Origin of the sequence: Geobacter sp., from assembly GCF_030834625.1 — a bacterium.
Taxonomy (GTDB): Bacteria; Desulfobacterota; Desulfuromonadia; order Geobacterales; family Geobacteraceae; genus Geobacter.
The window spans coordinates 42,022-67,383 of sequence record NZ_JAUQXO010000045.1; the positions used below are offsets into that span (position 1 = coordinate 42,022).

23 protein-coding genes are annotated in these 25,362 nt (G+C 58.2%); 11 read left to right on the forward strand and 12 right to left on the reverse strand.

The genetic code is table 11. From position 1 onward, the window contains the following. Nucleotides 1-30: 30 nt before the first annotated feature. The 3 genes from RCH91_RS11745 to RCH91_RS11755 form a co-directional block, all read right to left on the reverse strand. Nucleotides 31-1,365, reverse strand: coding sequence for a sigma-54 dependent transcriptional regulator (locus RCH91_RS11745; protein WP_306535138.1), 1,335 nt, complete (start codon nt 1,363-1,365; stop codon nt 31-33). A gap of 352 nt (nt 1,366-1,717) precedes the next feature. Then, entirely contained in the window at nt 1,718-2,215 is a 498-nt protein-coding gene (locus tag RCH91_RS11750; protein WP_306535139.1) for a ferritin family protein, read from the reverse strand. A gap of 158 nt (nt 2,216-2,373) precedes the next feature. Next, the gene (locus RCH91_RS11755; protein ID WP_306535140.1) at nt 2,374-3,342 is read right to left on the reverse strand and encodes a Tim44 domain-containing protein; all 969 of its coding nucleotides are present in this window, start codon (nt 3,340-3,342) and stop codon (nt 2,374-2,376) included. 149 nt (nt 3,343-3,491) lie between these two features. Here RCH91_RS11755 and ettA point away from each other — a divergent pair, with 149 nt between their 5' ends. Continuing rightward, the gene (ettA, locus tag RCH91_RS11760; RefSeq protein ID WP_306535141.1) at nt 3,492-5,171 is read left to right on the forward strand and encodes an energy-dependent translational throttle protein EttA; all 1,680 of its coding nucleotides are present in this window, start codon (nt 3,492-3,494) and stop codon (nt 5,169-5,171) included. Nucleotides 5,172-5,327: 156 nt separating this feature from the next. Here the strand turns inward: ettA and RCH91_RS11765 are convergent, their stop codons facing one another. The 4 genes from RCH91_RS11765 to RCH91_RS11780 all read right to left on the reverse strand — a co-directional run bounded on the left by RCH91_RS11765 (nt 5,328) and on the right by RCH91_RS11780 (nt 8,136). Next, complete coding sequence (locus tag RCH91_RS11765; RefSeq protein ID WP_306535142.1) at nt 5,328-5,531, reverse strand: GSU3473 family protein; 204 nt, start codon at nt 5,529-5,531, stop codon at nt 5,328-5,330. A gap of 264 nt (nt 5,532-5,795) precedes the next feature. Further along, on the reverse strand, nt 5,796-6,608 hold the full coding sequence (locus RCH91_RS11770) for a multiheme c-type cytochrome (protein WP_306535143.1): 813 nt from the start codon (nt 6,606-6,608) through the stop codon (nt 5,796-5,798). Then, nucleotides 6,605-7,708 carry a cytochrome bc complex cytochrome b subunit gene (locus tag RCH91_RS11775; protein WP_306535144.1) on the reverse strand — a complete coding sequence of 368 codons (1,104 nt, stop codon included), beginning with the start codon at nt 7,706-7,708 and terminating at the stop codon, nt 6,605-6,607. Before RCH91_RS11775 ends, RCH91_RS11770 begins: the two co-directional genes overlap by 4 nt. An 8-nt stretch (nt 7,709-7,716) precedes the next feature. Then, on the reverse strand, nt 7,717-8,136 hold the full coding sequence (locus RCH91_RS11780) for a ubiquinol-cytochrome c reductase iron-sulfur subunit (RefSeq protein WP_306535145.1): 420 nt from the start codon (nt 8,134-8,136) through the stop codon (nt 7,717-7,719). Nucleotides 8,137-8,302: 166 nt separating this feature from the next. Between RCH91_RS11780 and RCH91_RS11785 the strand changes: the two genes are divergently transcribed. Both RCH91_RS11785 and RCH91_RS11790 read left to right on the forward strand, forming a co-directional pair. After that, nucleotides 8,303-9,247, forward strand: a complete 945-nt coding sequence (locus RCH91_RS11785; RefSeq protein WP_306535146.1) for a class 1 fructose-bisphosphatase — start codon at nt 8,303-8,305, stop codon at nt 9,245-9,247. Between the two features lie 29 nt (nt 9,248-9,276). After that, the gene (locus RCH91_RS11790; protein WP_306535147.1) at nt 9,277-9,546 is read left to right on the forward strand and encodes a hypothetical protein; all 270 of its coding nucleotides are present in this window, start codon (nt 9,277-9,279) and stop codon (nt 9,544-9,546) included. Nucleotides 9,547-9,681: 135 nt separating this feature from the next. Here RCH91_RS11790 and RCH91_RS11795 read toward each other — a convergent pair whose 3' ends face one another. Then, nucleotides 9,682-10,734: an HD domain-containing phosphohydrolase gene (locus tag RCH91_RS11795; protein WP_306535148.1), complete on the reverse strand. Its 1,053-nt coding sequence runs from the start codon at nt 10,732-10,734 to the stop codon at nt 9,682-9,684. 157 nt (nt 10,735-10,891) lie between these two features. Beyond that, a complete protein-coding gene (locus tag RCH91_RS11800) occupies nt 10,892-12,151 on the reverse strand; it encodes a diguanylate cyclase (protein WP_306535149.1) in 1,260 nt (419 codons plus the stop codon). Between the two features lie 226 nt (nt 12,152-12,377). On the opposite strand from RCH91_RS11800, the gene RCH91_RS11805 reads away from it, so the two are divergent. The 5 genes from RCH91_RS11805 (at nt 12,378) to acnB (ending at nt 21,473) form a co-directional block, all read left to right on the forward strand. Then, nucleotides 12,378-13,574: a hypothetical protein gene (locus RCH91_RS11805; RefSeq protein ID WP_306535150.1), complete on the forward strand. Its 1,197-nt coding sequence runs from the start codon at nt 12,378-12,380 to the stop codon at nt 13,572-13,574. 8 nt (nt 13,575-13,582) lie between these two features. After that, nucleotides 13,583-15,979, forward strand: a complete 2,397-nt coding sequence (locus tag RCH91_RS11810) for a DNA internalization-related competence protein ComEC/Rec2 (protein ID WP_306535151.1) — start codon at nt 13,583-13,585, stop codon at nt 15,977-15,979. 81 nt (nt 15,980-16,060) lie between these two features. Further along, the gene (locus tag RCH91_RS11815; protein WP_306535152.1) at nt 16,061-17,440 is read left to right on the forward strand and encodes a diguanylate cyclase; all 1,380 of its coding nucleotides are present in this window, start codon (nt 16,061-16,063) and stop codon (nt 17,438-17,440) included. 43 nt (nt 17,441-17,483) lie between these two features. After that, nucleotides 17,484-18,725 carry a histidine--tRNA ligase gene (gene hisS / locus RCH91_RS11820; RefSeq protein WP_306535153.1) on the forward strand — a complete coding sequence of 414 codons (1,242 nt, stop codon included), beginning with the start codon at nt 17,484-17,486 and terminating at the stop codon, nt 18,723-18,725. 204 nt (nt 18,726-18,929) lie between these two features. Further along, complete coding sequence (gene acnB / locus RCH91_RS11825) at nt 18,930-21,473, forward strand: bifunctional aconitate hydratase 2/2-methylisocitrate dehydratase (protein ID WP_306535154.1); 2,544 nt, start codon at nt 18,930-18,932, stop codon at nt 21,471-21,473. A gap of 241 nt (nt 21,474-21,714) precedes the next feature. Here the strand turns inward: acnB and RCH91_RS11830 are convergent, their stop codons facing one another. Further along, the gene (locus RCH91_RS11830; protein WP_306535155.1) at nt 21,715-22,107 is read right to left on the reverse strand and encodes a pyridoxamine 5'-phosphate oxidase family protein; all 393 of its coding nucleotides are present in this window, start codon (nt 22,105-22,107) and stop codon (nt 21,715-21,717) included. Nucleotides 22,108-22,339: 232 nt separating this feature from the next. On the opposite strand from RCH91_RS11830, the gene bfr reads away from it, so the two are divergent. From bfr to RCH91_RS11845, 3 genes are read left to right on the forward strand one after another with little or no spacing between them, the layout of a single operon-like run. Then, nucleotides 22,340-22,807 carry a bacterioferritin gene (gene bfr / locus RCH91_RS11835; protein ID WP_306535156.1) on the forward strand — a complete coding sequence of 156 codons (468 nt, stop codon included), beginning with the start codon at nt 22,340-22,342 and terminating at the stop codon, nt 22,805-22,807. Nucleotides 22,808-22,818: 11 nt separating this feature from the next. Further along, nucleotides 22,819-23,127: a hypothetical protein gene (locus tag RCH91_RS11840; protein ID WP_306535157.1), complete on the forward strand. Its 309-nt coding sequence runs from the start codon at nt 22,819-22,821 to the stop codon at nt 23,125-23,127. A gap of 2 nt (nt 23,128-23,129) precedes the next feature. Beyond that, nucleotides 23,130-24,287, forward strand: a complete 1,158-nt coding sequence (locus RCH91_RS11845) for a CapA family protein (RefSeq protein ID WP_306535158.1) — start codon at nt 23,130-23,132, stop codon at nt 24,285-24,287. A 1-nt stretch (nt 24,288) separates the two neighbouring features. Here the strand turns inward: RCH91_RS11845 and RCH91_RS11850 are convergent, their stop codons facing one another. Next, nucleotides 24,289-24,549 carry a hypothetical protein gene (locus tag RCH91_RS11850; RefSeq protein WP_306535159.1) on the reverse strand — a complete coding sequence of 87 codons (261 nt, stop codon included), beginning with the start codon at nt 24,547-24,549 and terminating at the stop codon, nt 24,289-24,291. A gap of 162 nt (nt 24,550-24,711) precedes the next feature. Then, nucleotides 24,712-25,299, reverse strand: a complete 588-nt coding sequence (locus RCH91_RS11855) for a hypothetical protein (RefSeq protein WP_306535160.1) — start codon at nt 25,297-25,299, stop codon at nt 24,712-24,714. Nucleotides 25,300-25,362: the final 63 nt, after the last annotated feature.

Here is a 25,362-nt window from a genome sequence, read left to right on the forward strand (position 1 = left end):
GGGTAGTGTGCTGGATGGGCCTGCCAGCGATCAGGCGGATATTTGAAACTTGCTCATGAGGCGATAGAGAGTGGCCCGCGATACCTTCAGTTGTCGCGCGGCTTCGGAGATGTTGTTGCGATGACAGAGGAGGCTAAACTGGATTGCCTCTTTCTCGGCCTTGTCACGGGCCTTTTCCAGGGTGAGTAGATTTCTGGTGGCGGCTCGCTTCTCCAACCCCAGGTCGGCGGGGGTGATGAACGGCCCTTCGCTCATGATGACGGCCCGTTGCACGCGGTTGATAAGCTCCCGAACGTTGCCGGGCCACGAATGGAGATTCATGCACCGCAGGGCCTGCTGGTTGAACCTCCGTGAAGAGAGCTTGCGCTGGCTGGAGAATTTCTCCAGAAATGCCATTGCCAAGAGCTCGATATCTCCTGCCCGCTCGCGGAGAGGGGGGATCCTCAGGTTGAGCACGTTCAGGCGGTAGTAAAGGTCTTGCCTGAATCGCCCCTCCGCTACCGCCTTTTCCAGGTCGACGTTGGTAGCGGCAATGACGCGAGCATCTATCGTCAAGCTTTGGTGGGAGCCGACGCGCTCGATGGTTTTTTCCTGGAGAAAGCGCAGCAGGTTCGTCTGGAGGTCGAAGGGGAGGTCGCCGATCTCATCAAGAAAGATTGTCCCGCTGGCAGCAGATTCGATCCTCCCGATCTTACGCTGAATGGCGCCGGTGAATGCACCTTTCTCGTGGCCGAAGAGCTCGGTCTGTATCAGGTGGGCAGGCAGCGCTCCGCAGTTGACGGCCACAAACGGTGCCTTGCCGCGGGCAGAATGCTGGTGGATCAGGTGAGCCACCAATTCTTTCCCGGTTCCGCTTTCTCCGCTGATGAGGATGGGGGCGTCGACTCCCTCCATCTTGCGCATCTTTTGATAGATCTGCTGTATGACAGGGCTTTCGCCGATCAATTCATTGTCGCGAAAACTCCCGCTACGGATTGTTACCCGATTTTTGAGCGCCACCTTGCCCTGCGCATGTCCAAGAACGACGGAGAGTCGCTCCGCATCAAGGGGGAGCGTATGGTAATCGAAACAGTTTTCGGCGACAAAACGGCAGAGAACCGGCGCCTGCAGGCATGCATCGGTCAGCAGGGCGATCCACTCCATGCAATTGCTTACCTGCATGATGTCTTCGATGTTGCCGAGGGTAGTCATGTGGGGGTCATCAAGAAGTATCATTCCTGTTTGCAGGTTCCGGTCGCGGATGATGGTTCTCGCATCGAGGAGATTGTTGGCTACGAGGACCTCCCAACCGGAAGAGGCAAGCTCGTGGGTGGGTAGGTGGAGATGGGTACCGAGACTGAAGAGGAGGGTGCCGCGCTTAGACATTGAATCATCCGTGATGAAGTCAGGTTCCGGCTTTTCTTAGAAAAAGCCGCCTTCATGGCGACAGTGCCATGAAATTAGACAGAGTGCATTTTTAAGAAACTGCTAAGCTTGTTAAGGTTAAGCAAATTCGGGGCCAATGTTTTTGACAAATAATTTCGATAAGTTAATTTGATTGCTCGTGTTAAGCACTGTTGTTGCTGTAAGAAAATTCGACAGCAGTGTTGCATACGGTTTACACTTTTTTCGTCGCGATACTCCATTCGTATCAACGCTCTGAGGATGTGAAAAAGGGGCGCGTAATACGCACCCCTTTCCATCTTCTGCAGGATTTTTCAGTCACTCTTAATCCCGGCTACTCCCGGACGTAGGTGTCCATGTCCGATTCATGGACCATGGCCATAATTCGCGCATACTCCGACTCAATCATCTCGTAGTGATTATGGGTTTCGCGGGCGTTAAGCTCGAAGATGGCGCGCACGTCGTCATCCTTGATTTTACCGGCGGTATCCCGGAGGGCCTTTTCCAGTTTCTGCTCCTTGTGCATGGCAAGCTCCAGAGCCTTCTGCTCGGTAAAGTCGGAGTTGATTGTTTTGGTCAACGCGATCATCCAGGTCGATTCGTGGTCAGGCGGGGCGTCCATAAACTCGTCAAAATCGGAGATGTCGGCCCCCTTATAGATAGTGTAGAAATGTCCAGCATGTTCGCGTTCCTCTTTTGCAAGGAGTTCAAAGACCCTGATGGCATCAGGGTCTTTCATCCGGGTGGCGCCGAGCTGGTAAAAGTTCATGGCGTTCTTTTCGGTTTGGAGCGATTTCCTGATGGCTTCCTGCACATCGATCTCTTCGAACATTCCCTGCCTCCTTATGGTGATGTATACGTCACATACCGGATAAACGTACCGGATAATCGTGCGATGTCAAACGGATGCGGCAACGAAAAAGCCGCCGGGGGATGATTCCCCGGCGGCTTCTGTACCGCATGCATGGTTACTATCGCTTCACATCACCATCACGCCTGCTGGATTGCCGACAGCTTCCACTGGTTCGGCCCGACGGGCCGGCTGAAGGTCCAGTACTCCTCAAACTTTACCGGCTCAGTGTCGCTTCCGGCAATGACTTTTCCCGCCTCGTCGGTGGTGTAGTCGAGAATGTTTGCCAGGAACCGGACGGTGAGATAGTCCTTTCCTTCCTCCTGCCACGCCTCGGTGATGTCCACTTCCCGCACGGCGATGTTCTCCAGTCGGTTGATGGAGCCCGCAGCCTTGAGCTCGTCGATCTGCTGCCGGAAGGTTACCTGCATCTCTTGAGTCAGGAGGTCGGCCACCGGCGCCAGATCCCGCCGTGTCCAGGCCCCCTGGACGCGGAAGAAGACGTCCTGGGCTGTTTCTTTGAAGCGATTCTCGTCGAAGGCGCCGTCCATCTGGCGGACATGGGCAAGGCCGAAGCTCGTCTCGTCAACAGGAGTGGCTTGCGCGGTTTGGCCGAAGCCGAACTGCTGCGGGGGAGGTTCGACGGTTTCTGCCTGACGCCAGTTCTGCTGTGCGCCGCCGGCGGTCTGGGCAGCTTCACGGCGACGTGAGGCCACGAAGCGGTAAATCAGGTAGAGGATGCCGCCGATGAGGAGAATGTCGAAGATCCCGATGCCGCCACCGGCGCCGGGGCCGGCAAAGCCGAGACTCCGGAAGAGCATGCCGCCGAGGAGGCCGCCAACGACCCCGCCGGCAAGGCCCCGGAGAAAACTCCCTCCCTGCCGCTGGGGCTGGGCCTGGGGAAAGGGTTGCTGTGGCGAAGCCGGGGCAGTCTGGGGGCTCGATGGTGACGGGTTCACCGTGCGGGACGGTGCCTTGTAGGTGCGGGCACCGCGGCTGCCGAAGGAGCGGCCGCCACCGGCGCGGGCATCGGCCTCTTGGTATGCGGCTGCTACGAGGGAGACGGCGAAGGCGATGGTAAAGATTTTGGCAATCCAGCGTTTTTTCATTGGTTCCACCTTTCGAGAAGATCAGTCGACGAATTGTAAGCCAATCTGTCCGGATTTCAAAGGAATTTGGAAAAGCTTCTTGTTGACAGGTACTTAGCCGACAGTGTACAAGGGTAAGCCAAATTTATCCAGGAGGTTTTTATCCGCCCATGAGCTCTGACGGAAATAAGATTATCTACACCATGATGCGGGTTTCCCGGTACTACGACAAGAAGCCGGTCATCAAGGACATTTCACTCTCGTATTTCTATGGCGCCAAGATTGGCGTCCTGGGCCTGAACGGTTCGGGCAAATCGACCCTGTTGCGGATCATGGCCGGGATCGACAAGGACTTCAATGGACAGGCGGTCCTCTCCCCCGGCTATACTGTTGGTTACCTGGAGCAGGAACCGCGGCTCGACGAGGCGAAAACTGTCCGTGAGATCGTAGAGGAGGGATGCCAGGAGACCGTCAACCTCCTGAACGAATTCAACGAGATCACCGCTGCTTTCGCCGATCCCGACGCCGACATGGAAAAACTGCTGGACCGCCAGGCCGCAGTGCAGGAGAAGCTCGATCATCTTGACGCCTGGGACCTGGACTCCCGCCTGGAGATGGCCATGGATGCCCTGCGCTGCCCGCCGGGCGATACCCCGGTGAAGGTCCTCTCCGGCGGCGAGAAACGTCGGGTGGCCCTCTGCCGGCTGCTCCTCCAGAAGCCTGACATCCTCCTCCTCGACGAACCCACCAACCACCTGGACGCCGAGACCGTCGCCTGGCTCGAGCACCACCTCCAAGGCTATCCCGGCACCATCATCGCCGTTACCCATGACCGCTATTTCCTCGACAACGTGGCCGGCTGGATCCTTGAACTGGACCGGGGTGAGGGGATTCCGTGGAAGGGAAACTACTCCTCATGGCTGGAGCAGAAACAGAACCGCCTTACCCAGGAGGAGAAGTCAGAGAGCGAGCGACAGAAGACCCTCCAGCGGGAGTTGGAGTGGATCAGAATGAGCCCCAAGGGGCGTCATGCCAAGAGCAAGGCGCGCATCAGTTCCTACGAGCAGCTCCTCTCACAGGAGAGCGAGAAGAGGTCCAAGGATCTCGAAATCTACATTCCGCCCGGGCCGCGGCTCGGCGATATCGTCATTGAGGCGGACAATGTCTCAAAAGCCTACGGCGATCGGCTCCTCTTCGAGGGTATGAGCTTCCGGCTTCCCCCCGGCGGCATCGTTGGCATCATCGGCCCCAACGGCGCCGGCAAAACGACCCTTTTCCGGATGGTCACCGGCCAGGAATCACCTGATTACGGCACCATCCGCATCGGCGATACCGTGAAAATAGCCTACGTCGACCAGAGCCGCGACGCACTCGACCCGAACAAGAGCATCTGGGAGGAGATTTCCGGGGGACAGGAGACGCTCCAACTCGGCAAGGTCAACGTCAACTCCCGGGCCTACGTGTCACGCTTCAACTTCTCGGGGAGCGACCAGCAAAAGAAGGTGGGGATGCTCTCAGGCGGGGAGCGAAACCGGGTCCACATCGCAAAGATGCTCAAGGAGGGGGGCAACGTCATCCTTCTGGACGAACCGACCAACGACCTTGACGTGAACACCATGCGGGCGCTGGAGGAGGCCCTGGAGAACTTCGCCGGCTGCGCCGTGGTCATTTCCCATGACCGCTGGTTCCTGGACAGGATCGCCACCCACATCCTCGCTTTCGAAGGGGACAGCCTGGCAATCTGGTTCGACGGCAACTATTCCGAGTACGAAGAGGACCGCCGGAAGCGTCTCGGCGCCGCAGCCGACATGCCGCACCGGATCAAGTACCGTCAGCTGACGCGGGTGTAGGGGGGAGTTTGAGAAATACAGAGGGGGGCCGGCGGGAAACTGCCGGCCTTTTTTCGTCCAGAACAAAGTTGTTACGATACAGTGCAGACAAAAAAAGAGGGCAACGGATTGTCGCCCTCGGCTCTCTTTATCTATAAGTGGGAAAGCAGTAACGTCTCAGAAGCACGAAACATATGCCGTGCAGAGGCAATCGGCGGGAGGGGCGGGACGTTTTCTGGGCTCGGGTTGCAGGTTTACCGCGTCCATCCACTCTCCGGAGCGCAAATACGACTTGACCAAACCGTCCTTGATGAGTTTACTGAGCTTTGACTCCTGTGCAACGGTGATGGTGTCGTCGGTGCAGCGAACAAGTACAACCATGTCTCTTCCTCCTTTGCGGGAAAGCTCGTGAAAATGCCTTGATCCAAATCACCGTCAGACGCGGGCTGCGCCTGTGCCGGAATATCTCTTCCGGGAACGACAGCTACCCATGCGCCTGTAACGTTCCACCTCCGTTCCCTGGCAATTCAAACAACCCACGTAATTGTATACATAAGAAAATAGTTTGAGTAAAGCAAAATCTATTAGTCTCAATTAATGCTGACGGGCGAGGTTCATAGCGTGTTGGGGCGGTTCGGTATTGCGTTAATCGTCATAGGTTCTCTTGAGGAGATGGGCGATGAGGGCGGCAACGAGCAGTCCACCGACCACCATGGCACCGGCAATTTTACGGCGGCGGTTCCGTTCATCGAGGTTTTCCAGTGTTTGGTTGATGGTGTTCAGTTCCTGCTGGATATGGCTCGACTCGCGTTTTACCTTGGCGGTATCGACTTCGTGAAAGAGGCGGTGATAGCGGTTGCGCAAGGAGAAGAGGCTCTTCTCGTGCCGCTCGGTGTCAACCCCTTCACCCTTGAAGCGCTCGATCTTCCGTTCAATGTCGGTAATGAGCCCTTCGGTCTGCCGCATGGCCTCCTTGATTCCGGCGGCACGGTCATAGGGGTGACAACGGCTACAGCTCTTCTCGTTGATAAGTTCGAGGTTTGCCTTTTTGACTTCGTGAGCTCCGTGGCAGGTGACGCAGGTGGGGCCACCTTTGCCGAGGGCCCTCCCGTGGGCGCTCTTCAGGTAGTCCTCCATGATCCCCGCGTGGCAGCGGCCGCAGAACGCGGGAATGCCGGCTTCCTGGGGCGTCCCCACGAAGCCCCGGGCAGGGCTCATGGCGTTGGCGGCATCGTTCGGGTCTCCGCCATGGCAGCTGTGACACGAGATGCCGTTGTCGGCGTGGATGCTCCCACGCCACGCTTTCACCGGTGCTCCTCCTTTGCCCGGTTGCGGGCCGTGGCACTGGATGCAGACGGTTTCCTCCTGGCCGCGGGCAGCGGGTGAGAGGATAGTCAGCAGGAGAAGCAGAGTACTACAAGCAATGACGCAGAAGCGATTGGTAGCGGATTGTCTCATGAGTAGTGCCCCCAGATCGTCATGCCGATGAAGAGGATAATTCCCCCGATAAAACAGGCGAGGAAGAGGGGTCTTTTGAGGGGGTGCCGTTCCTTTCCCCGATCGATGAAGGGAATGAGTGCCAGGAAGGTCATGGCCGCCCCCTGGACCATGAGGCCCAGGAGTTCGCTGGGGAAGACCTTGAGGGTCTGGTAGTTTGCGAGAAAGTACCATTCGGGCTTGATGTGGGCCGGGGTCTTGAACGGGTCCGCCGGGACGAAGGCGGTTGGTGGGAAGAAGATATAGGGGCTGAAGAAGACGACACAGAAAAAGATCGCCAGATAAATCAGGATGGAAGTGACGTCCTGGAGGAGATAATTGGGAAAGAAAGGGATGCCGCCGGGGTGGGATTCATGGCGGAATTCGTCCCCCTGCCAAGTGCTTTTCGTTTCCTTCTGGCCGAAGGGTGGAGTGGAGACGCCGATCCGCTCCAGCAAAAAGAGGTGTGCCCCGATCAGCGCCCCGATTACAAGGGGCAGCAGCGCCACGTGAACAGCAAAGAACCGCCCCAGGGTGTGGGGTCCCACGAGCTTTCCACCCCGGAGAAATTCCACCAGATACTGGCCGATGACTGGAATGGCGCCGGCGCTGTTGGTGGCCACGGTGGTGGCCCAGAAGGAGAGCTGGCTCCAGGGGAGGAGGTAGCCGGTGAGCGATATCCCCAGGACCAGGTTGAAAAGGATGAAGCCGGTCACCCAGTTCAGTTCCCGGGGGCTCTTGTGGCTCCCCATAAAGAGAGCCGACAGCATGTGGAGGAGCAGGACCGCTACCATCATGTTGGAACCCACGGCGTGGCACATGCGGATCAGCCAGCCGAAGTGGACATCGTTCATGATGTAGGTGACGCTCTTGAACGCTTTCTCCGCGTCAGGGACGTAGTAGATGAGAAGGAGGATGCCGGTGACCACCTGGATGCCGAAAATAACCAGGAGCACACTGCCGAGGGAGTACCAGGCGTTGATGGAGCGGGGAAGGAGGTAGCCGGTGAGACGTTTTTCAACCAGCTCATCCACGCCGAGTCTGACATTGAGCCAGTGGTAGATGCTCTTCAAAGGAGACATATCCCCTCCTAACCTACGGTTACAACGCCGTTGGCGACGGTGATCGGGAGTTTAGCCAGGGGCTTTGGTGGTGGGCCGGAGATGACAGCCCCGTCGGGGGTGAAGCGGCCGGCGTGGCAGGGACAGAGGAAATTTTGTTTTTCGTTTTCCCACTGGACGATGCATCCCAGGTGGGTACAGATGGCTGAAAGGGCAACGAGTTCCCCACTCTGTTTTCTGATGACAACGCCTGTCGTGCCGCGATAGTCGAAGATCTTCGCTCCGTCTGGTGGGATTTCCGTTTCGGGAAAGGTTACTTTCCCGCCGGTTTCATCGATTGAACGCGGGGCAAGATAGCTGAGAAGGGGATACGCTGTGGCAGCGGTCCCCGCAGCTGCAAGCCCCCCGAGGCAAATGCCGAGGAATTTCCGTCTGCTGGTGGTCTGCATGAAACCCTCCGGTCAAAGCTGTATTCGCGCTAAAGTATAAACCGTAGCCGCGACTTTGCAATCCCCCCATGGGTGCAGGGTTGACGCCACTTTTCGCTTGATTTGCCCCACCTGTTTACATTACCCTTTATTGAATTAACCATCTATGTACGCACAGGAGGGATGCATGCCGTTCAGTGAGCCGGGCAAGACGAAATTCCAGGTTGACCTGCGCCGCCATCTGCGCAATCAGGGGATCTGCGACAACCTCATCCACCTTATCTGCGAGATTGCCGAGGCGGGCAAGTACGTAATCAACGCGGTTCGTACCGGTGACCTTGGGGTGGCGGGTACGTCAAACCTCTATGGCGAAGAACAGCTTGCCCTGGACGTCCTTTCGGACCGGATCATCAGAAAACGGCTCATCCATTCCGGCGTTGTCTGTAACATCGCTTCCGAGGAGATGGACGAGATCTTCCAGGCCCAGGCCGATGCAGACGGGCTCTACTCAGTGGCTTACGATCCCCTCGACGGTTCGTCTCTCGTGGACGTGAATCTGGCGGTCGGAACCATCGTCTCCATCTACGAAGGATGTAACCTGCTCCAGAAGGGGCGCAACCAGGTGGCGGCCCTGTACATCCTCTACGGTCCGCGGGTGTCGCTGGTCTACTCTGTTGGCAAAGGGGTGCACGAGTTCACCATGAACCACCTGATGGAGTACACACTTTCGCGCGAAAATATTGTCATGAAGCCGGAAGGGGATATGTATTCACCCGGCGGCCTGCGCAACAAGTACCAGGAGGGGACTGAGAAGTTCGTTCGCTATCTGGAGGAGAAGGGGGCCAAGCTCCGTTACTCCGGCGGCTTTGTCCCCGACATCAACCAGGTTATCATGAAGGGGAAAGGAATCTTCATGTACCCGGCCCTCAACGGCTCCCCCAACGGCAAGCTCCGGCTCCTCTTCGAGCTCAATCCCATGGCATTTCTGGTTGAAAACGCAGGGGGCGCCGCCACCGACGGAAAGCAGTCGATCCTTGACCTGGAGCCCCAGTCCCTCGACCACCGGGCGCCGGTCTACATCGGTTGCAAGGCCGAAGTGGCGAAGGCGATGGAATTTGTCAGCGGCAACTGACATCGATTTCGACTTACAGCGAGGCATTCATGGAAGAAAACGCGAAACCGCAGCGACTCTGCACCGAAATCCAACTCTTTGACCTGTGCGACAAGGGACCAGTCGATGTCTGCGGCCACCGCGACGGGCGCTACTGCACCAAGGGGGACATTCTTGCCCGGTTCGAGGCGATTGCTGATGACGACCGTTCTCCCGAGCAGTATTTCGCCGAGGAACTCGACGAAACCGAAGGGGCCGACGACCTGGGGTACGACGAGGCGTTCGGCGTGGATGAGTACGGTGAAGAGGACGAAGATTAGGCTCGTTCCGCGTTTCGCAAACTATAGCAGCACTGGGGCCGTCCGATCTGGGCGGCCTTTTTATTTGGTATATGCAAAAGAAAGAGAAGCTGGGTATCGAGTGGGAGTGGTACGTGAAAGTGCAACGCAGATGCGTTAACGGGTGATGAAGGTTTTCCTGCCCACGTCTTCCCATCGCTTGCGGGGGATTGAAAGGAAGATATCGGCAATCTGAGGATCAAACTGGGTTCCGCGACAGCGCGTCACTTCACTGATGACTGCATCGAAGGGAAGCGCCTTGCGGTAGGGCCTGTCGGACGTCATGGCGTCGAGGGTGTCGACGAGGGTGAAGATGCGGGCACCAAGGGGAATGTCGTGTCGACGTAACCCCTTGGGGTAGCCGCTGCCGTCGAACCGCTCGTGGTGGGCGAAGACCATCTCTGCCGGTCCCTTGAGGAACCTGATGCCCGAGAGGATGTCGTAGCCCAGTTGGGGATGGAGCCTCATCTCTGTCCATTCACCTTCGTCTAGCTTGGCCGGTTTGAGGAGGATATTGTCGGAGATACCGATCTTGCCGATATCGTGCAGAAGCGCACCCCGCGCCATGACGCTTAAATCGCTCTCCGGTATCCCCATGGTTTTCCCGAGGAGCATGGTATAGCCCATGACCCGCTCGGAGTGGGAGCCCGTCTCCTTCTCGCGGGCATCCAGTGCCCGCACCAGCGCCGTCAGGGTGTGATTGTAGGCAAGGTTTAGGTCTTCCATGGCCGTCCGGATCTGACGGGTCTGCTCTTCGACCTTCTTCTCCAGGTTGGCCTGATACTCCCGGTTCTCGATGAGAAGGCGCTGCTGCTCCAGGGAGTTGCGGATGGTCAGGAGCACCCGGTCAATCTCGAACGGCTTGAGGATATAGTCGTAGGCCCCCAGGTGGATGCACTTCATGGCCGTTTCCGTGTCGCTGATTGCCGTGACCATAAGCACCACGGTTTCCGGGCTCAGGGCCTTGAGTTCCTGTAGCAAGTCGACTCCCGAGCGTCCCGGCATCATGATGTCGAGGATCGCCAGATCTACCCTGTTGTTCAGGAGGACTTCACGCGCCTCTTCTGCGCTGCCGGCTTGGAAACATCTGTATCCCTCACGGGAAAGGGCGGTGACCATGAGGTCCCTGATCATCTCTTCGTCATCGACAGTCAGGATGGTAGCGTTCACGGCGGTTCCTCTCTCGCTTTTGATAAATAGTCACCCGATCTTCGAGGACATCGCGCACCTGGCTGTCCAGAACGTCGGGCGTGAAGGGCTTGCTGATGAAGGTGAATGAGTGAAGCGCTTTCTGGCAGGAGAGGGGCGGCATCGTCAGGATATGAGATCAGGCCGCCGTGTGGCTTTTTTTGAACTTGTGCTGGTACATCCGTTTGTCGGCAAGCTTCAGGGTTTCCTCCAACCGGTCCCCTTTGGAGGCGGTGGCCGCTCCGAACGACATGCTGAGCGCGAAGGAGACGTCGGACGAATTGCTGGCCTCGATCTTGGACATCACGCGCGCAAGAGCTTCTTCCACGACCACGGCATCGGCGGTGGGAAGGAGAACAGCGAACTCGTCGCCGCCAATTCGCGCGACGACGTCTTCGGCCCGAAAGGCCCCCTTGAGCATCAGGGCTGCCCGGGTTATCAGATCGTCACCTGCCGCGTGACCGAGGGTGTCATTGACGTACTTGAGCTTATCGATGTCGCTGACGACGATGCTCACCGGAAACTGGCGCCCCAGCTCGAGCCGCTCCAGTTCCTCCTGGAAATAGGCCCGGTTGTAGAGGCCGGTCAGTGGATCGTGGGTGCTCATGTAGCGCAGCTTTTCCTCGGTTTGTTTCCGCTCGGTAATATCGAGGATCGTGCCGACAAGCCCGCCGAGGGTGTTGTCGATGTTGTTGAAGGTGGCCTTGTAGAAGATGACATCATGGAGCGCACCATCGGCGAAGGAGATGGAGCTTTCGTAGATCTGGGTGCCCCCGTGCTGGAAGAGTTCCTGGTCGGTTTCGACGAACCGCTCGGCAAGGGACTTCGAGGCCAGGTCAGTCATGGTTTTGCCGACTATCTGGTGTTGGGGAATGCCGGAAAATGACTCGAAGGCTTTGTTGCAGCCGAGAAAGACCCCGTTGGGGTCCTTGAAGTAGATGGGGGCCGGGATGGAGTCGATGAGCACCTGCCTGAAGTGGAGCTGTTCCCGCAGATTCCGCTCCGCCTGGCGGCGCTCTTCGCGTATGTCTACCTCACGCAGTTCCCGGCGTATGGCAGGGATGAGGCGGGCAAGGTCACCCTTCATGATGTAATCGTGGGCACCGGCCTTCATGGCCTTTACCGCCTCGATCTCGCCGATTCTGCCGGAAACGATGATGAACGGGAGGTCCAGGTTCAACTCCTGAAGAATAGTGAGAGCAGCCACCGCATCGAACTGGGGCATGAAGTAGTCGGACAGGACAATGTCCCATCGCTCCCGGTTCAGCGCCTTGCGAAGGGGCTCTTCAGCATCAACCCGCTCGAAGCTTATTTCGTATTCCTTCTTGAGCGCCCGAACGAGGAAGAAGCAGTCGTCTTCGGAATCTTCAATTATGAGAACACGCAATGGGGGATTCAAGTGAGCGTCTCCACTTTATACATAAGTAAGAAAAAACTGGTTGGGATCAGGTTTTGACTTCTCCTGCAATAGCGGAAACCGGCTTTGCACGCCCTTCGGGGCGACGAGGTCAGGTCTCAAGCGATTGCAACTCTATACTAATAACACCGTACATGCCATTTGGCAAATGGTGGGAGCTATGCTATATGGATAGCGACAGTTTTTTTGTGAGGCGCGGAGGACGGACATGATCGCATCGTGGCTGGCAGTTTCCCTGAAATCGTTTTGCATGGCCGCTCTTCTGGCAGTCGTCATGGTTCTGGCGACCCACAGTGAGCCGCTGGCCCAGGCCACTCCCTCTGACATCGTCACGCAGGGAGAGTTCGCTGCCTATCTCGTTCGGGAACTGGGGTGGCAGGCCGGGCTCCCCGCCGAACCCAAGACTGCCGATTATCTTGCGGTCCTGAGTGGAAAGCGTACCTTCCGCTTTGAGGCCGAAGACGTCTTCAATACCCAGGGAGACAGCGTCACTGTTCGCAACTATCCGCTCCACGGACCATTCTCGGGAACGGGTTGGCTCAGTGGAACCGCCATGCCGACCACGGTCCGCTTTTCGGTCTTTCTTCCGCGTGGGGGGGAGTATCTGTTGAAGGTCGTGTTACGAGGAGACGGCCAGCGCTGGCTGGCTGGGGACCGGGAACTCACGGTGAAAACCGGCGGCAGCCTCCGCGAGGCAGAGGCCGGGACGGTGCTACTCAATGCCGGGGTGCAGGAGATCTTGGTGCAACTTCCTCCCGAAGGGGGAGTCGATGCCTTTACCCTTCATGCAGTCGGGGACCATCCGGCCATTGAGCCCCTTGAAGGATGGCGCCCCGACGCACCCCTTTCCTGGGGTGACTACGCTGAAACCATCGCAGCCGCCCTCGATCTGGAGAAGGGGTTTTCTGCCAGCGGGGCAAGTCGTCCCCGGATCGTGAGTTTCCACAATGGCGCAACCCTCCCCTCAACGGCTGTAGCGACCACGGCCGACTATCTGGGTGCCCATGTGGCCCCGACGTGGGTGAGGGCTGGGTCGGGCGGAGCACTAATCGATCTCCCCCTCGATATACCTGTTACCGGCGTATATGCTGTTCGTGTACGTCTCCTCGGTGAGACACTCATCACTGATTTCAATGGAAAACATATGCAATTGAAGGGAAAACCGTACCTTGACTGGTATGACATCGGGGTTCTGCGTCTGCAGAAAGGGACCCATATCCTGAAAGTCCAGCTTCCTTCCCTTGGGGGTGCCGACTCCGTTGAGATCTCCAGTCGCCCATCTTCTCCGGCGGATTATCTGTCTGCGCTTGGCCTTGGAAACATGAAACCGAAGGCGACGATTTCGCGCGCCGAACTCGAAGCCCAGCTCCGCAAGGACCTGAGCCGCATCCGTCCATCACGCTAGGGGGCAGGGTGACCGCGAGGCCCCTTCTTCTTCCGCTCCTCGGGATGATGACAGGGCTCGCCTCTGCCCATCATTTCAGCTTAATAATTCCTGATCTGTTCCTTCCTCTGCTCTTAGCCGCTTCGCTAGGGACAGTTTTCCTCAGAAGCCGCATCCCGTTCGCGCTCCTCCTTGCCCCTACTTTTTTCGTCTGGGGGAGCGCGTCCCTGAAGCCTTTTCTCACCCCTTCGCACCCGCTGCATCACCTTGTGCGTTCCGCCCCCCAGGAACCGGTCATCGTGGAAGGGGTTGTCTGCGCCCGCCCCGAGGTTGATGGAACAGGTTCGCGGCTCATTGTGGAAGTTGAGCGGTTTCTCCGAGACGGAAAACCCGTTCCCGCCACCGGCCGTCTCCTTGTTTTTATCCGGGAGGGAAGGGGAGGCGTACTGACCGGCGACCGGGTGAGGTTCGAAACCCGGATCCGTCAGCCGTTAAATTTCGGACTGCCGGGGGAATTCGACTACCGCCGCCACCTGGCTTACCGGGAGATATTTGCCACGGCTTCGGTACGGAGTGCGGACGACATACTACTTATGCGCGAGGCGGTTGCGTACCCTGTCCAGCGCTGGTTTGACCGACTCGCCGCGGAGCTTGGCAATTTCATCGGTAGCCGGTTCCCCGCTGAAGGTGGAGTTCTTCGGGCGATCCTCGTGGGTGAGCGGGGGTATGTCTCCGATGGAACTGAAGATGCCTATGCCCGCGCCGGCGTGAACCACATTCTCTCCATCTCCGGCTTTCACGTGGGAGTAATTGCCCTTACCATCCACTATCTCCTCTTGTGTCTTCTGGCGCGGTCGGAATTTCTCGCCCTGCGCCTGAATCTTCGTCACACCGTCCTTGTTGCCACGCTCCCTCCCGTCGTGTTTTATCTCTTCCTTGCCGGCCTTGCTCCGGCCACGGTCCGCTCAGTGGTAATGATCGTCGTTGTCACGCTGGCGTTCATCCTCGAACGGGAAACTGATCCTCTCAACACCCTCATGGTAGCCGCGTTCGGCATTCTGATGGTCACTCCCCAGGCACTGTTCGACATTTCATTTCAGCTCTCCTTTCTCGCCATTTGGGGAATGTTGCTGCTGATTCCGCTCTGCATGGAGCCGTTTTCCAGCGTCAGGGAAGGCGTAACGAAAAAGCTCCTGCTGTTCGTTGCCGCTTCGGCCGCAGCTACCATGGTGACCATGCTTCCGGTCGTCCATACCTTTCACCGGGCATCGGTCGCCGGTCTCATTGGCAATTTCGTGGCGGTCCCTCTGCTGGGTTACGGTGCAGTAGTGGCAGGTTTTGCCGCTCTTCCGCTGATTTCTGTCCTTCCGGGAGCGGCTGAGTTTCTTCTCGGAGTTGCGGCGTGGTTTGTCAGGGTATCCGACGGTATTATCACTGTGGTGGCCCGAATTCCTCCTCTGCCAGTGCGAAGCGTCACCCTCACCGACCTGGTCGTGCTCTACCTGGCCCTCCTTGCCCTCTCGCTCACCAAGGGAACGCGGACCCAACTTGCCCTTTGTACGGGGTCTGTGGGACTGATCCTCATGCTCCACCTGCCGGCACAGGCAGATTCACCGAGCAAACTCACGGTGACCTTCTTCAGCGTTGGCCAAGGTGAATCGACCCTCATCACGTTTCCCGACGGCAAGCGGATGCTCGTTGATGGTGGCGGTTCCCTCCATGAGGGGGGAATGGACGTGGGTGAGCGGCTTCTGGCTCCCGCCCTCTGGAGCTTGGGGGTAGACCGGCTCGATGTCGTCGTTCTGACTCACCCCCATCCCGACCACATCAAGGGGCTTGTTTCGATAGCGTCGCAGTTCCCCATCGGCGAGTTCTGGGAAAGCGGCGTCACGACTCCATTCGGCGACCATGGGGAGCTGAGGGCGGTTCTTGCCGAGCGCGGAGTTCCTGTTCGCCGCATTACTTCGTCATCGCCCCCCCTGGCCATCGGCGCCGTCCGGATTGAGCCCCTGGCACCGGCTTTCCGGCCCCCTGCGGAACCGGAGTGTGACCAGAACGACGATTCCCTCGTGTTCACGCTTGAATACGGAAACTTCAGCATGCTCTTCACCGGCGACATCGGCCGCAATGCCGAAGAGCGTCTCCTGGCCGATCCGGCGAAGCTCCGCTGCACGGTCCTCAAGGTACCCCACCATGGCAGCCGGCACTCCTCGTCGCCCCGTTTTCTCGATGCCGTTTCACCCCGGCTGGCGCTTATCTCGGCCGGGGTCAGGAACAGTTTCGGCCTTCCTTCACCCGAGACCCTTTCCCGGCTCCAAGAACGTGGAGTAGCGGTCTGCCGCACCGACCTGAACGGGACGATCGAGGTTGCCAGCGATGGAACGGGATATACGGTCCAAACCTTCTCGGGCGGGCATTTTCATTGACAAGCACCCCCTTTTGTTTGATAGTTTTATGGTTTGTGGCGCGGTCGTTCCGCAATTTACCCTCATCAGGAGTTCCTTTCCATGGAAAGAATCCTCGTTGTCGAAGATGACCGCTTCTTCCGGCAGATGTATGCCGATCTCCTCAAGGAAGGAGGATACGAAGTAGATACCGTGGCCTCCGGTGACGAGGCCCTGGAGCTTCTCGACAGAAACGACTATCAGCTTGTCGTTACCGACCTGGTTATGCCCGGCATGAACGGTATCGAACTCCTCACGCGGGTCAAGCAGCAGACCCCCACCGTGGACGTCATCCTCGTGACCGGCCACGCGAATCTTGAAACGGCTGTCCTGGCCCTGAAAAGCGGCGCCAGAGACTACATCCTCAAACCCTTCAATCACGAGGAATTCAAGCATACCGTGGCCCTCTGTTTCGAGCAGCGCCGGCTTATCAACGAGAACTTCGAACTGAAAGAGCTTCTGAACCTCTTTCAGGTGGGGCAGAATATCGCCAACTGCATCGACATGGAGCGACTTTCTGCAGTAGTGTTTGATTCTCTGGCAAAAGAGGTTGGCGCTGACAGGGCCATTGGGTTGTTTCGTCAAAAGGAAGGCCAGTTGGCTCTCAAGGAGTTCAAGGGATTCGATGAGGAAACTGCGCAGAAGATTGCAGAAGCGGTCCGGGATAATTTCTGCACTGAGGCTGACAGCTGTCCGGTTTATAAAACCATCAATCCGGCAGCGCTTGTATCCGGTGCAGAATTCGACGGTCTGGAGCTTGTCGAAGGGTTGCTTCTTGCCATTCGCTCCAAATCGGCGGTCCAGGGGGTGGTTGTTCTCTTCAATAACCCAGGGAAGCACCTTCCCGTCGACTTCAAGCTGAAGAGTATTCAGTTTCTCCTGGAGCAGTCGACCCTTGCCTTCGAGAACGCTGGCAGGTACTCAAGCGCCAGGGATATGCTCTATATCGATGAACTTACCGGGCTTTTCAACTACCGCTACCTGGACATATCCCTCGACCGCGAGGTGAAGCGGGCCGACCGTTTCGGCTCTACGGTATCCATGATCTTTATCGATTTGGACCTCTTCAAGGGGGTAAACGATACCCATGGCCACCTGGTGGGAAGCCAGGTTCTTACCGAGGTGGGGATGCTCCTCAAGAAGTCGGTTCGTGAAGTCGATATCGTCATTCGATACGGCGGTGACGAGTTCACTGTCATGCTCGTGGAGACGGGGGAAAAGGGTGCCGCCACCGTGGCAGAGAGGATTCGCCGCTCCATAGAGGACCACACGTTCCAGGCTGCCGAAGGACTCAACATCCGGCTTACCGCCAGCCTTGGTTACGCCTGTTATCCCGCCGACACACAGTCGAAGCTGGAGCTTCTCGAACTGGCCGACAAGGCCATGTACCGGGGGAAGGAAGAGGGCAAAAACTGTGTGTTCAGGGCCACTGCAATCCGTTGAACTTGCTACTGTTCTAGTAATAAATTAAGGAGTAGGTAAGTACATGATCACTGGTATTAAGGGTTTCAATGATATTCTTCCCGGGGAAGTGGAGCGGTGGCAGCACATCGAGGCGACTGCCCGTCGGGTTTTTGGACTCTACGGTTTCGCAGAGATTCGTATTCCCATTCTCGAAAAAACCGACCTTTTCCGTCGCTCCATCGGTGACACCACCGACATTGTAGAAAAGGAGATGTATTCCTTTGTCGACAAGGGGGAGAATGCAGTCACCATGCGCCCCGAGGGGACCGCGAGTGTCATGCGGGCTTACATCGAGCACAAGCTCTATGCCCAGGATCCGGTGGCCAAGCTCTATTACATGGGTCCCATGTTTCGCTACGAGCGCCCACAGAAGGGGCGCTACCGCCAGTTCCACCAGATAGGCGCCGAGGTAACCGGTGTTACCGACCCCAAGGTGGACGCTCAGGTTCTGACCATGCTCTGCCATTTCTTCGCAGAGCTGGGCCTTTCGGAACCGACACTGCAGATAAATTCCCTCGGCTGCCCCGAGTGCCGGCCCGTCTATCGGGAGACACTGAAGACCTTCCTCCGCGAACGACTCGACCAGCTCTGCGACGACTGCAAGCGGCGGTACGAGACAAACCCGCTCCGGGCCCTTGACTGTAAATCGGCCCACTGCAAGGAGGCAACCGCCGGCGCTCCGGCCATGCTCGACCACCTCTGCGCCGGCTGCGACGACCACTTTGCCGCCACCCGCCGCCACCTGGAACGTGCCGGCACTATTTACGCCATCAACAACCGGATGGTGCGCGGCCTAGATTATTACACCCGCACCACCTTCGAGCTGGTCACGGGCCTTCTCGGTGCCCAGAGCGCCGTGGCTGCCGGCGGCCGCTACGATGGACTCATCGCCGATCTGGGCGGTCCTGCCATTTCCGGCATCGGCTTCGCAATGGGGGTCGAGCGGGTAGCTCTTCTGTTGGGCGGACAGGAGTTCGCACGGCGTCCCGACCTCTTTATCGCTGCCCTAGGAGGCGAGTCACAGGACGAAGCATTCCGGCTCATGTGCGGCCTCCAGCGTCTCGGCGTGTCGGTGGAAATGGACTACGAAGGGAAGAGTCTTAAGAGCCAGATGCGTCGTTCCGACAAATTCAACGCCCGCTTCACGCTCATTATCGGCGGCGATGAATTGGTGAATGGAAAAGCCGTGCTCAAGGCCATGGACACCGGTACCCAGGGTGATGTGGTCCTTGATCCCGCTGTCATAGCGGAACAGATAAGGTGATGATTTGGGGGCAGGATTGCGGACACGCTTCCTTGCCCCCTCGCCGTTTACAACCCCACGTCCCACCCATAAACTCCACTTAAAGCAATTGACAACCCACCACAAAGATTGTATACAGTATCCATTTCCCCCACACCGCGTCATCGTGCCAACATCTCGAAATAACGATTGATTCAAGAAGTAAAATCACAGGAGGAATGGAAAATGATCGAAGCCTATCTCGCCCACGAAGCCGAACGAAAGGCGCAGGGGATCCCGGCGCTGCCGCTCAACCCGGAGCAGACCGCCGAACTGTGCAATCTGCTTGGAAACCCTCCTGCCGGCAAGGAGGAGTTCCTTCTGAACCTGTTGAAAGAGCGTGTCTCCCCCGGTGTCGACCCCGCCGCAAAGGTCAAGGCTGCCTTCCTGGCCGAGATCGTCAAGGGATCCAAGAAGTCGCCGCTGGTTTCAAAGGTTGATGCGGTCCGCATCCTCGGCACCATGCTCGGTGGCTATAACGTTGGTCCGCTGGTGGATGCCCTGAAGGATGCCGAACTGGCCAATGAGGCTGCCTGCGCCCTCTCCGGCATGACCCTGGTGTATGACGGATTCGATCAGGTGGTTGAACTTTCCAAAAGCAACGCGGCCGCCAAGAAGGTGCTGGAGTCCTGGGCAAATGCCGAGTGGTTCACCAACCGCCCCGGCGTGCCCGAGACCATCAAGGTCAAGGTATTCAAGGTCGAAGGCGAAATCAACACCGACGACTTCTCGCCGGCCGGCGACGCCTGGAGCCGCCCCGATATCCCGCTTCACGCCCTGGCCATGGGCAAGACCCGCTTCCCGAACCGCCTGGCCCAGATCGCCGAGTGGCGCGCCGCCGGCAACCAGGTGGCCTTCGTGGGCGACGTTGTCGGTACCGGTTCTTCTCGCAAGTCTGCCTGTAACAGCGTGCTCTGGCACATGGGCCAGGACATCCCCTGCGTTCCCAACAAGAAGACCGCCGGCGTCATCATCGGCGGCGTCATCGCTCCGATCTTCTTCAACACCGCCCAGGATTCAGGTGCGCTCCCCCTCAAGGCGGATGTCACTAAAATGAATGATGGTGACGTGATCACCATCAACACCGCCAAGGGTGAGATAACCAACGAGAAGGGTGAGGTCATCTCCACCTTCAAGATCAGCCCCAATACCCTGGCTGACGAGTTCCGCGCCGGCGGCCGCATTCCGCTCATCATCGGCCGCGCCGTGACCGAGAGGGCCCGCAAGGCTCTGGGCCTGGGCGCTACCGACGTCTTCACCCTGCCGGTGAACCCGCAGCCCAAAGCTAACCAGGGCTACTCACTGGCCCAGAAGATGGTCGGCAAGGCCTGCGGCGTGGCGGGCGTTCTCCCCGGTACCGCATGCGAGCCGAAGATGACCACTGTTGGCAGCCAGGACACCACCGGCCCCATGACCGCCGACGAGCTAAAGGAACTGGCCTGCCTTAAGTTCCTCTCCCCCATGTTCATGCAGTCCTTCTGCCACACCGCCGCCTACCCGAAGCCGGCGGACGTGAAGATGCACAAGAACCTTCCCGGCTTCATCATCGAGCGGTGCGGCGTACCCCTCAAGCCGGGCGACGGCGTTATCCACTCCTGGCTGAACCGCCTGCTCCTCCCCGACACCGTCGGCACCGGCGGCGACTCCCACACCCGCTTCCCCATCGGCATCAGCTTCCCGGCCGGTTCCGGCCTCGTTGCCTTCGCCGGCGCCATGGGCTTCATGCCACTTGACATGCCCGAGTCAGTGCTTGTCCGCTTCAAGGGCAAGCTGAACCCCGGCATCACCCTGCGGGACGCGGTTAACGCCATTCCCTACTGGGCCATCAAGCAGGGCAAGCTCACCGTCCCCAAGAAGAACAAGATCAACATCTTCAACGGTCGCATTCTGGAAATGGAAGGACTCCCCGACCTGACCGTCGAGCAGGCCTTCGAGCTGACCGACGCCGCTGCCGAGCGTTCTGCCGCTGCGGGCTGCATCCAGCTCTCCAAGGAATCGGTTGCCACCTATCTGCGCTCTAACGTAGCCCTCATGAAGAAGATGATTGCTGACGGATACCAGGATGCCCAAACCCTGCAGAACCGCATCGACGCCGTCAATGCCTGGCTGGCCAAGCCCGAACTGCTGGAGGCAGACAAGAACGCCGAGGCAACCGGTGCTTATGCCGACGTGATCGAGATCGACCTGGCCGAAATCACCGAGCCGATTCTGGCCTGCCCGAACGACCCGGACGACGTGAAACTTCTTTCCGAAGTGGCCGGCACCCCGATCCAGGACGTCTTCCTCGGCTCCTGCATGACCAACATCGGCCACTTCCGTGCTGCCGCCGAAATCTGGCGCGGCCTCAAGTTCAACCCGAGCGTCCGCACCTGGATCTGCCCGCCGACCCGCATGGATCAGCAGCAGCTGAAGGATGAGGCCTACTTCTCGGTCTACAGCGCCTTCGGTGCCCGCATCGAAATCGCCGGTTGCTCCCTCTGCATGGGTAACCAGGCCCGCGTGCCCGATGGGGTGAACATGTTCTCCACCTCCACCCGTAACTTCGACGACCGGATCGGCGACGGCGCCAAAGTATACCTCGGTTCCGCCGAACTGGGGGCGGTTGCCGCCACCATGGGTAAACTGCCGACGGTTGCCGAGTTCATGGCGGCTTACAAGGAGAAGGTCGAGCCGAAGAAGGATGCCATCTACAAGTATCTGCAGTTTGATGAGATGCCGGAGTACAAGTAGTCTCTGCGCCTCATGCTGAAAAGCTTGAGGCAGAGATACTGAAAACGTGAAATGAGACCCCTGTTCGGGCTAGCCCGGGCGGGGGTCTTGATTTTTACGGAAGCATTACTGAACCATTTATGTGGACTTGCCTTTATCCCGTTTCCGGATAGAGTAAGCACATGGCTCAGGAAGAAGGAGGGGAAGATGGCGGATCGGATCGGTCCGGACCTGCCGGTTGTCAACGGGAGGGTGTATCACCTTAGATCGGCTTATCGGTATGCACACCCACCGAGAACTTCAGGATTTCCTCGACCCGGACTTCGAGACGGGAAGCAACCTGAGGCATCCCGGGTTCCTCCAGCCCCGGCACGAATCCGTCAAGGATCGCCGTATCGGTGATCTTTTCCACCACGCCGAGAAACTGGTAGCCGTTACGGCCATCGGGCGTGGTTACCGCTACGGAGACTCTGGGGTTTCCTTTCACATTACGGAGAGTCTCAGGACAACACCATGATTCGAAGACGATGCGATCGGGTTCTTCGACCCGCACGTTCTCCCCGGCAGCCACATGGGGAACGCCCTGCAACGTCGCCGATGCGACAAAAGCAATACCTCTCTCCTCCACGAATTTCTGTACCGTCTCAGGTATCATGATTTTTCCTCTATCATTGCGTGTTCCTTCTTCAGACGATCCGGCAAGATCAAGTATAGGGCTCCATCAGGCAATTACAAGGAACAGACGTACTCTCCCCCCGAAGCGAGGAGTATGCAATCAGGGTAAGTGGAGAACATGACTTGACCTTTGAGCCGAGTCTGATTCACTTGACAGTAGTTACCCAATGTTGAGGGTACAACACACTACGGAATCGAAAGGGAGACGAGACATGAAAGGAAACGAGAAGGTCATCGAGCACCTGAACGCACGCCTGGCTGAAGAGTTGACCGCCGTGAATCAGTACTTCGTGCATGCCGAGATGTGTGAGAACTGGGGGTACGAGCGGCTTCACGCCATGATCCGCAAGCGTGCAATCGACGAGATGAAGCACGCGGAAAAGCTAATCGCCCGGATCCTGTTCCTTGAAGGAAGACCGATCGTCAACAACCTGAACAAGATGCACATCGGCGACGAAGTTCCCAAAATGCACGAAAACGACCGGCTTGCAGAGGAGTCGGCCATCAAGGGGTACAACGAGAGCATCCGGCTGGCGGTGGAGGTGGGAGACAACGGAAGCAGAGAATTGCTGGAAGCGATCCTGAAGGATGAAGAGGAACATATCGACGATCTGGAGGCTCAACTCGACCAGATCCGGCAGATGGGTCCACAGAACTATCTCGGTGAGCAGATCGACTAGACGGGACCGGCATGCATCTCATCCAGATCCTGTTGCCGCTCTACGACAATGGTGGCACCCCCTTTCCCCAAGAGGAATTTCTGCGGGTCCGGGATGAACTGGCGGAGCGATTCGGCGGCATCACCACCTTTGTGCGCTCTCCGGCAAGGGGGCTGTGGAAGGGATCGCCGACCACAACGGTCCAGGATGACATCGTCATTTACGAGGTGATGACGGAGCTCCTGGACCGTATGTGGTGGCGAGGGTATCGGCAGGAACTGGCGGAGCGGTTCCGCCAGGAGGTGCTGATCGTCCGGTCGAGCGAGGTGCAGCTGCTCTAGCCATGAACAAAATCCTCTCCCACGCCATCGTCACCCTGTTTCTCTGTGGCGATATCATGTCAGGCCGGGGAATAGACCAGATCCTTCCTTACTCTGCTCCTCCGCAGCTCTTCGAGCCTTACGTGCGGGACGCACGGCGCTACGTGGAGCTGGCGGAGCAGTTCAATGGGGCGATTCCCCGCAAGGCCGACTTTACCTACGTATGGGGCGACGCTCTGGCGGAACTCCGCCGCCGCAAGCCGGATGCCAGGATCGTCAACCTGGAGACGAGCATAACGGCAGGCGGGGAGCCATGGCTTGGCAAGGGTATCCACTATCGGATGCATCCGGGCAATGTTTCTCTTCTCAGTACTGCGGGGATCGATGTCTGTTCCCTGGCCAACAACCATGTCATCGACTGGGGCTACGGAGGGCTTGCAGAAACCCTCGAAACCCTCCGCAAGGCGCGGATACGGACAGCCGGTGCGGGGCGCACCCGTACCGAGGCCGAGGCCCCGGCAGTGGTGGAGGTGAGAGGGAAGGGGAGGGTCATCGTCTTTTCCTTCGGTGCTGAGTCGAGCGGCATCCCCGAGAAGTGGGCGCCATTGTCCGACCGCCCCGGTGTGAATCTCCTGCCTGACCTGTCAGAGGCAGCCGCCAGCCGCATAGGGGCAAAGGTGCGCGCCATGAAGCGGCCGGGGGATGTGGTGGTGGCCTCGATCCACTGGGGAGGCAACTGGGGATACGATATTTCCAGCAGACAGCAGCGGTTTGCCCATCTTCTACTGGACAGAGGCGGCGTCGACCTGATCCATGGGCATTCGTCCCACCACGCGAAGGGGATCGAAGTGTATCAGGGAAAGTTGATTCTCTATGGTTGCGGCGATCTCATCACCGACTATGAGGGAATAGGGGGGTACGAGGAATTTCGTGGCGACCTGGGACTTATGTATTTTGTCCGGGTCGACACTGAGACGGGAAAGCTCGCCGGTCTTGAAATGGTGCCGATGCAGATGAGGAAGTTCAGGCTCAACCGGGCATCTCGGCGGGATGCAGCATGGCTCAGGGATACCCTGAACCGGGAAGGAAAACGCCTCGGCACACGGGTGGAGTTGCAGGACGATGGCATCCTCGTGCTGCGTTGGGCGAAGGAGCTGATTGTATCGGCAGATCCTGCCTGAACTACAACAGATAGCCACGAACAAAAGCCATCATATCGCCGGATTCGCTGTCCACCGCGACCTGGCGCTCATCAGGCGTCATCATTTCCTGGAGGTATTTCCGAGCCCGTTTCCGGTTGCCAGCAATGCTTTCCGAAATTTTGCACAACATGGAAGCCGGCAGGCCTGACCGATACCCCTGAACCAACTTGGCGATTTCCTCCCGCCGCTGTGCGCTATTCCATGTCTTGTAAACTGCAGCCCCCACGTCCTCCTTCAGCATGACATTCCCCTTTGGATTGTTGTGTATACACTGCGGCACAGAATACTTCAGGGTAACGATAGCGTCCACTGTTTTCATGCTTTTGCCGGCAAGGGGGAACCGTCGGGGTCCTGCCGGCCGTTTATTCACGGCAGCAGGACCCCGACGGCCATGAAGAACCCTTTATTCCTGCTTTTTCGCCTTTTCCACGGAGATTGCCAGGGCTTCAGTGTAGGTGAGCACCACTTCGTCGCCCACCTTGACGTTTTCAAGGTTTTTCCGGTCCTTGATCTTTACGGTGAGTAATTTCCCTTCCGACCCCTTCAGGGTGACGGTCGGCTTCTTCATGTCGATGGCTTCCACCGTAGCGGTCACGGTCATCTGGCGCCCGGCAATCCCACCCGGTTTCTCGCCCGGCTTTGTTCTGGCCAATCCCTCGGTTGCCCCCTCAACCTGAGGGGCTTCTCCCTTTTTGTACACCGTGGCAGACAGCGCTTCGTAGTACTTGACCGTTACCTCATCGCCTACCTTGACCTGCGGCAGGTTCCGTGCCTCCTTTCCAACCGTGACATCGAACACGTTCCCTTCCGGCCCCTTCAGAGTAACGACGCGCTTCTCCAGGTCGATGGCCTGGACGGTGGCTGTGGCGGTGACCGTTCTCTCCTTTTTCACATAGGGCTTCTTGGCCGGAGCATTCTTCTCGGCCAGGGCAGCCCCTCCTGATGACAGGGCAACCAACGCTGCAACCGTTACTGCAAGCAATTTCTTCATGGTGCTCTCCTTTTCTTCCGTGATTTCAGGGAGAATGCGTCAACGTTTTCCACTGGTGGTGAC

Coding starts and splice junctions, on each gene's coding strand:
- RCH91_RS11745 (WP_306535138.1), bottom strand. CDS start 1,365: ATGTCTAAGCGCGGCACCCTCCTCTTCAGTCTCGGTACCCATCTCCAC.
- RCH91_RS11750 (WP_306535139.1), bottom strand. CDS start 2,215: ATGTTCGAAGAGATCGATGTGCAGGAAGCCATCAGGAAATCGCTCCAA.
- RCH91_RS11755 (WP_306535140.1), bottom strand. CDS start 3,342: ATGAAAAAACGCTGGATTGCCAAAATCTTTACCATCGCCTTCGCCGTC.
- ettA (WP_306535141.1), top strand. CDS start 3,492: ATGAGCTCTGACGGAAATAAGATTATCTACACCATGATGCGGGTTTCC.
- RCH91_RS11765 (WP_306535142.1), bottom strand. CDS start 5,531: ATGGTTGTACTTGTTCGCTGCACCGACGACACCATCACCGTTGCACAG.
- RCH91_RS11770 (WP_306535143.1), bottom strand. CDS start 6,608: ATGAGACAATCCGCTACCAATCGCTTCTGCGTCATTGCTTGTAGTACT.
- RCH91_RS11775 (WP_306535144.1), bottom strand. CDS start 7,708: ATGTCTCCTTTGAAGAGCATCTACCACTGGCTCAATGTCAGACTCGGC.
- RCH91_RS11780 (WP_306535145.1), bottom strand. CDS start 8,136: ATGCAGACCACCAGCAGACGGAAATTCCTCGGCATTTGCCTCGGGGGG.
- RCH91_RS11785 (WP_306535146.1), top strand. CDS start 8,303: ATGCCGTTCAGTGAGCCGGGCAAGACGAAATTCCAGGTTGACCTGCGC.
- RCH91_RS11790 (WP_306535147.1), top strand. CDS start 9,277: ATGGAAGAAAACGCGAAACCGCAGCGACTCTGCACCGAAATCCAACTC.
- RCH91_RS11805 (WP_306535150.1), top strand. CDS start 12,378: ATGATCGCATCGTGGCTGGCAGTTTCCCTGAAATCGTTTTGCATGGCC.
- RCH91_RS11815 (WP_306535152.1), top strand. CDS start 16,061: ATGGAAAGAATCCTCGTTGTCGAAGATGACCGCTTCTTCCGGCAGATG.
- hisS (WP_306535153.1), top strand. CDS start 17,484: ATGATCACTGGTATTAAGGGTTTCAATGATATTCTTCCCGGGGAAGTG.
- acnB (WP_306535154.1), top strand. CDS start 18,930: ATGATCGAAGCCTATCTCGCCCACGAAGCCGAACGAAAGGCGCAGGGG.
- RCH91_RS11830 (WP_306535155.1), bottom strand. CDS start 22,107: ATGATACCTGAGACGGTACAGAAATTCGTGGAGGAGAGAGGTATTGCT.
- bfr (WP_306535156.1), top strand. CDS start 22,340: ATGAAAGGAAACGAGAAGGTCATCGAGCACCTGAACGCACGCCTGGCT.
- RCH91_RS11840 (WP_306535157.1), top strand. CDS start 22,819: ATGCATCTCATCCAGATCCTGTTGCCGCTCTACGACAATGGTGGCACC.
- RCH91_RS11845 (WP_306535158.1), top strand. CDS start 23,130: ATGAACAAAATCCTCTCCCACGCCATCGTCACCCTGTTTCTCTGTGGC.
- RCH91_RS11850 (WP_306535159.1), bottom strand. CDS start 24,549: ATGCTGAAGGAGGACGTGGGGGCTGCAGTTTACAAGACATGGAATAGC.
- RCH91_RS11855 (WP_306535160.1), bottom strand. CDS start 25,299: ATGAAGAAATTGCTTGCAGTAACGGTTGCAGCGTTGGTTGCCCTGTCA.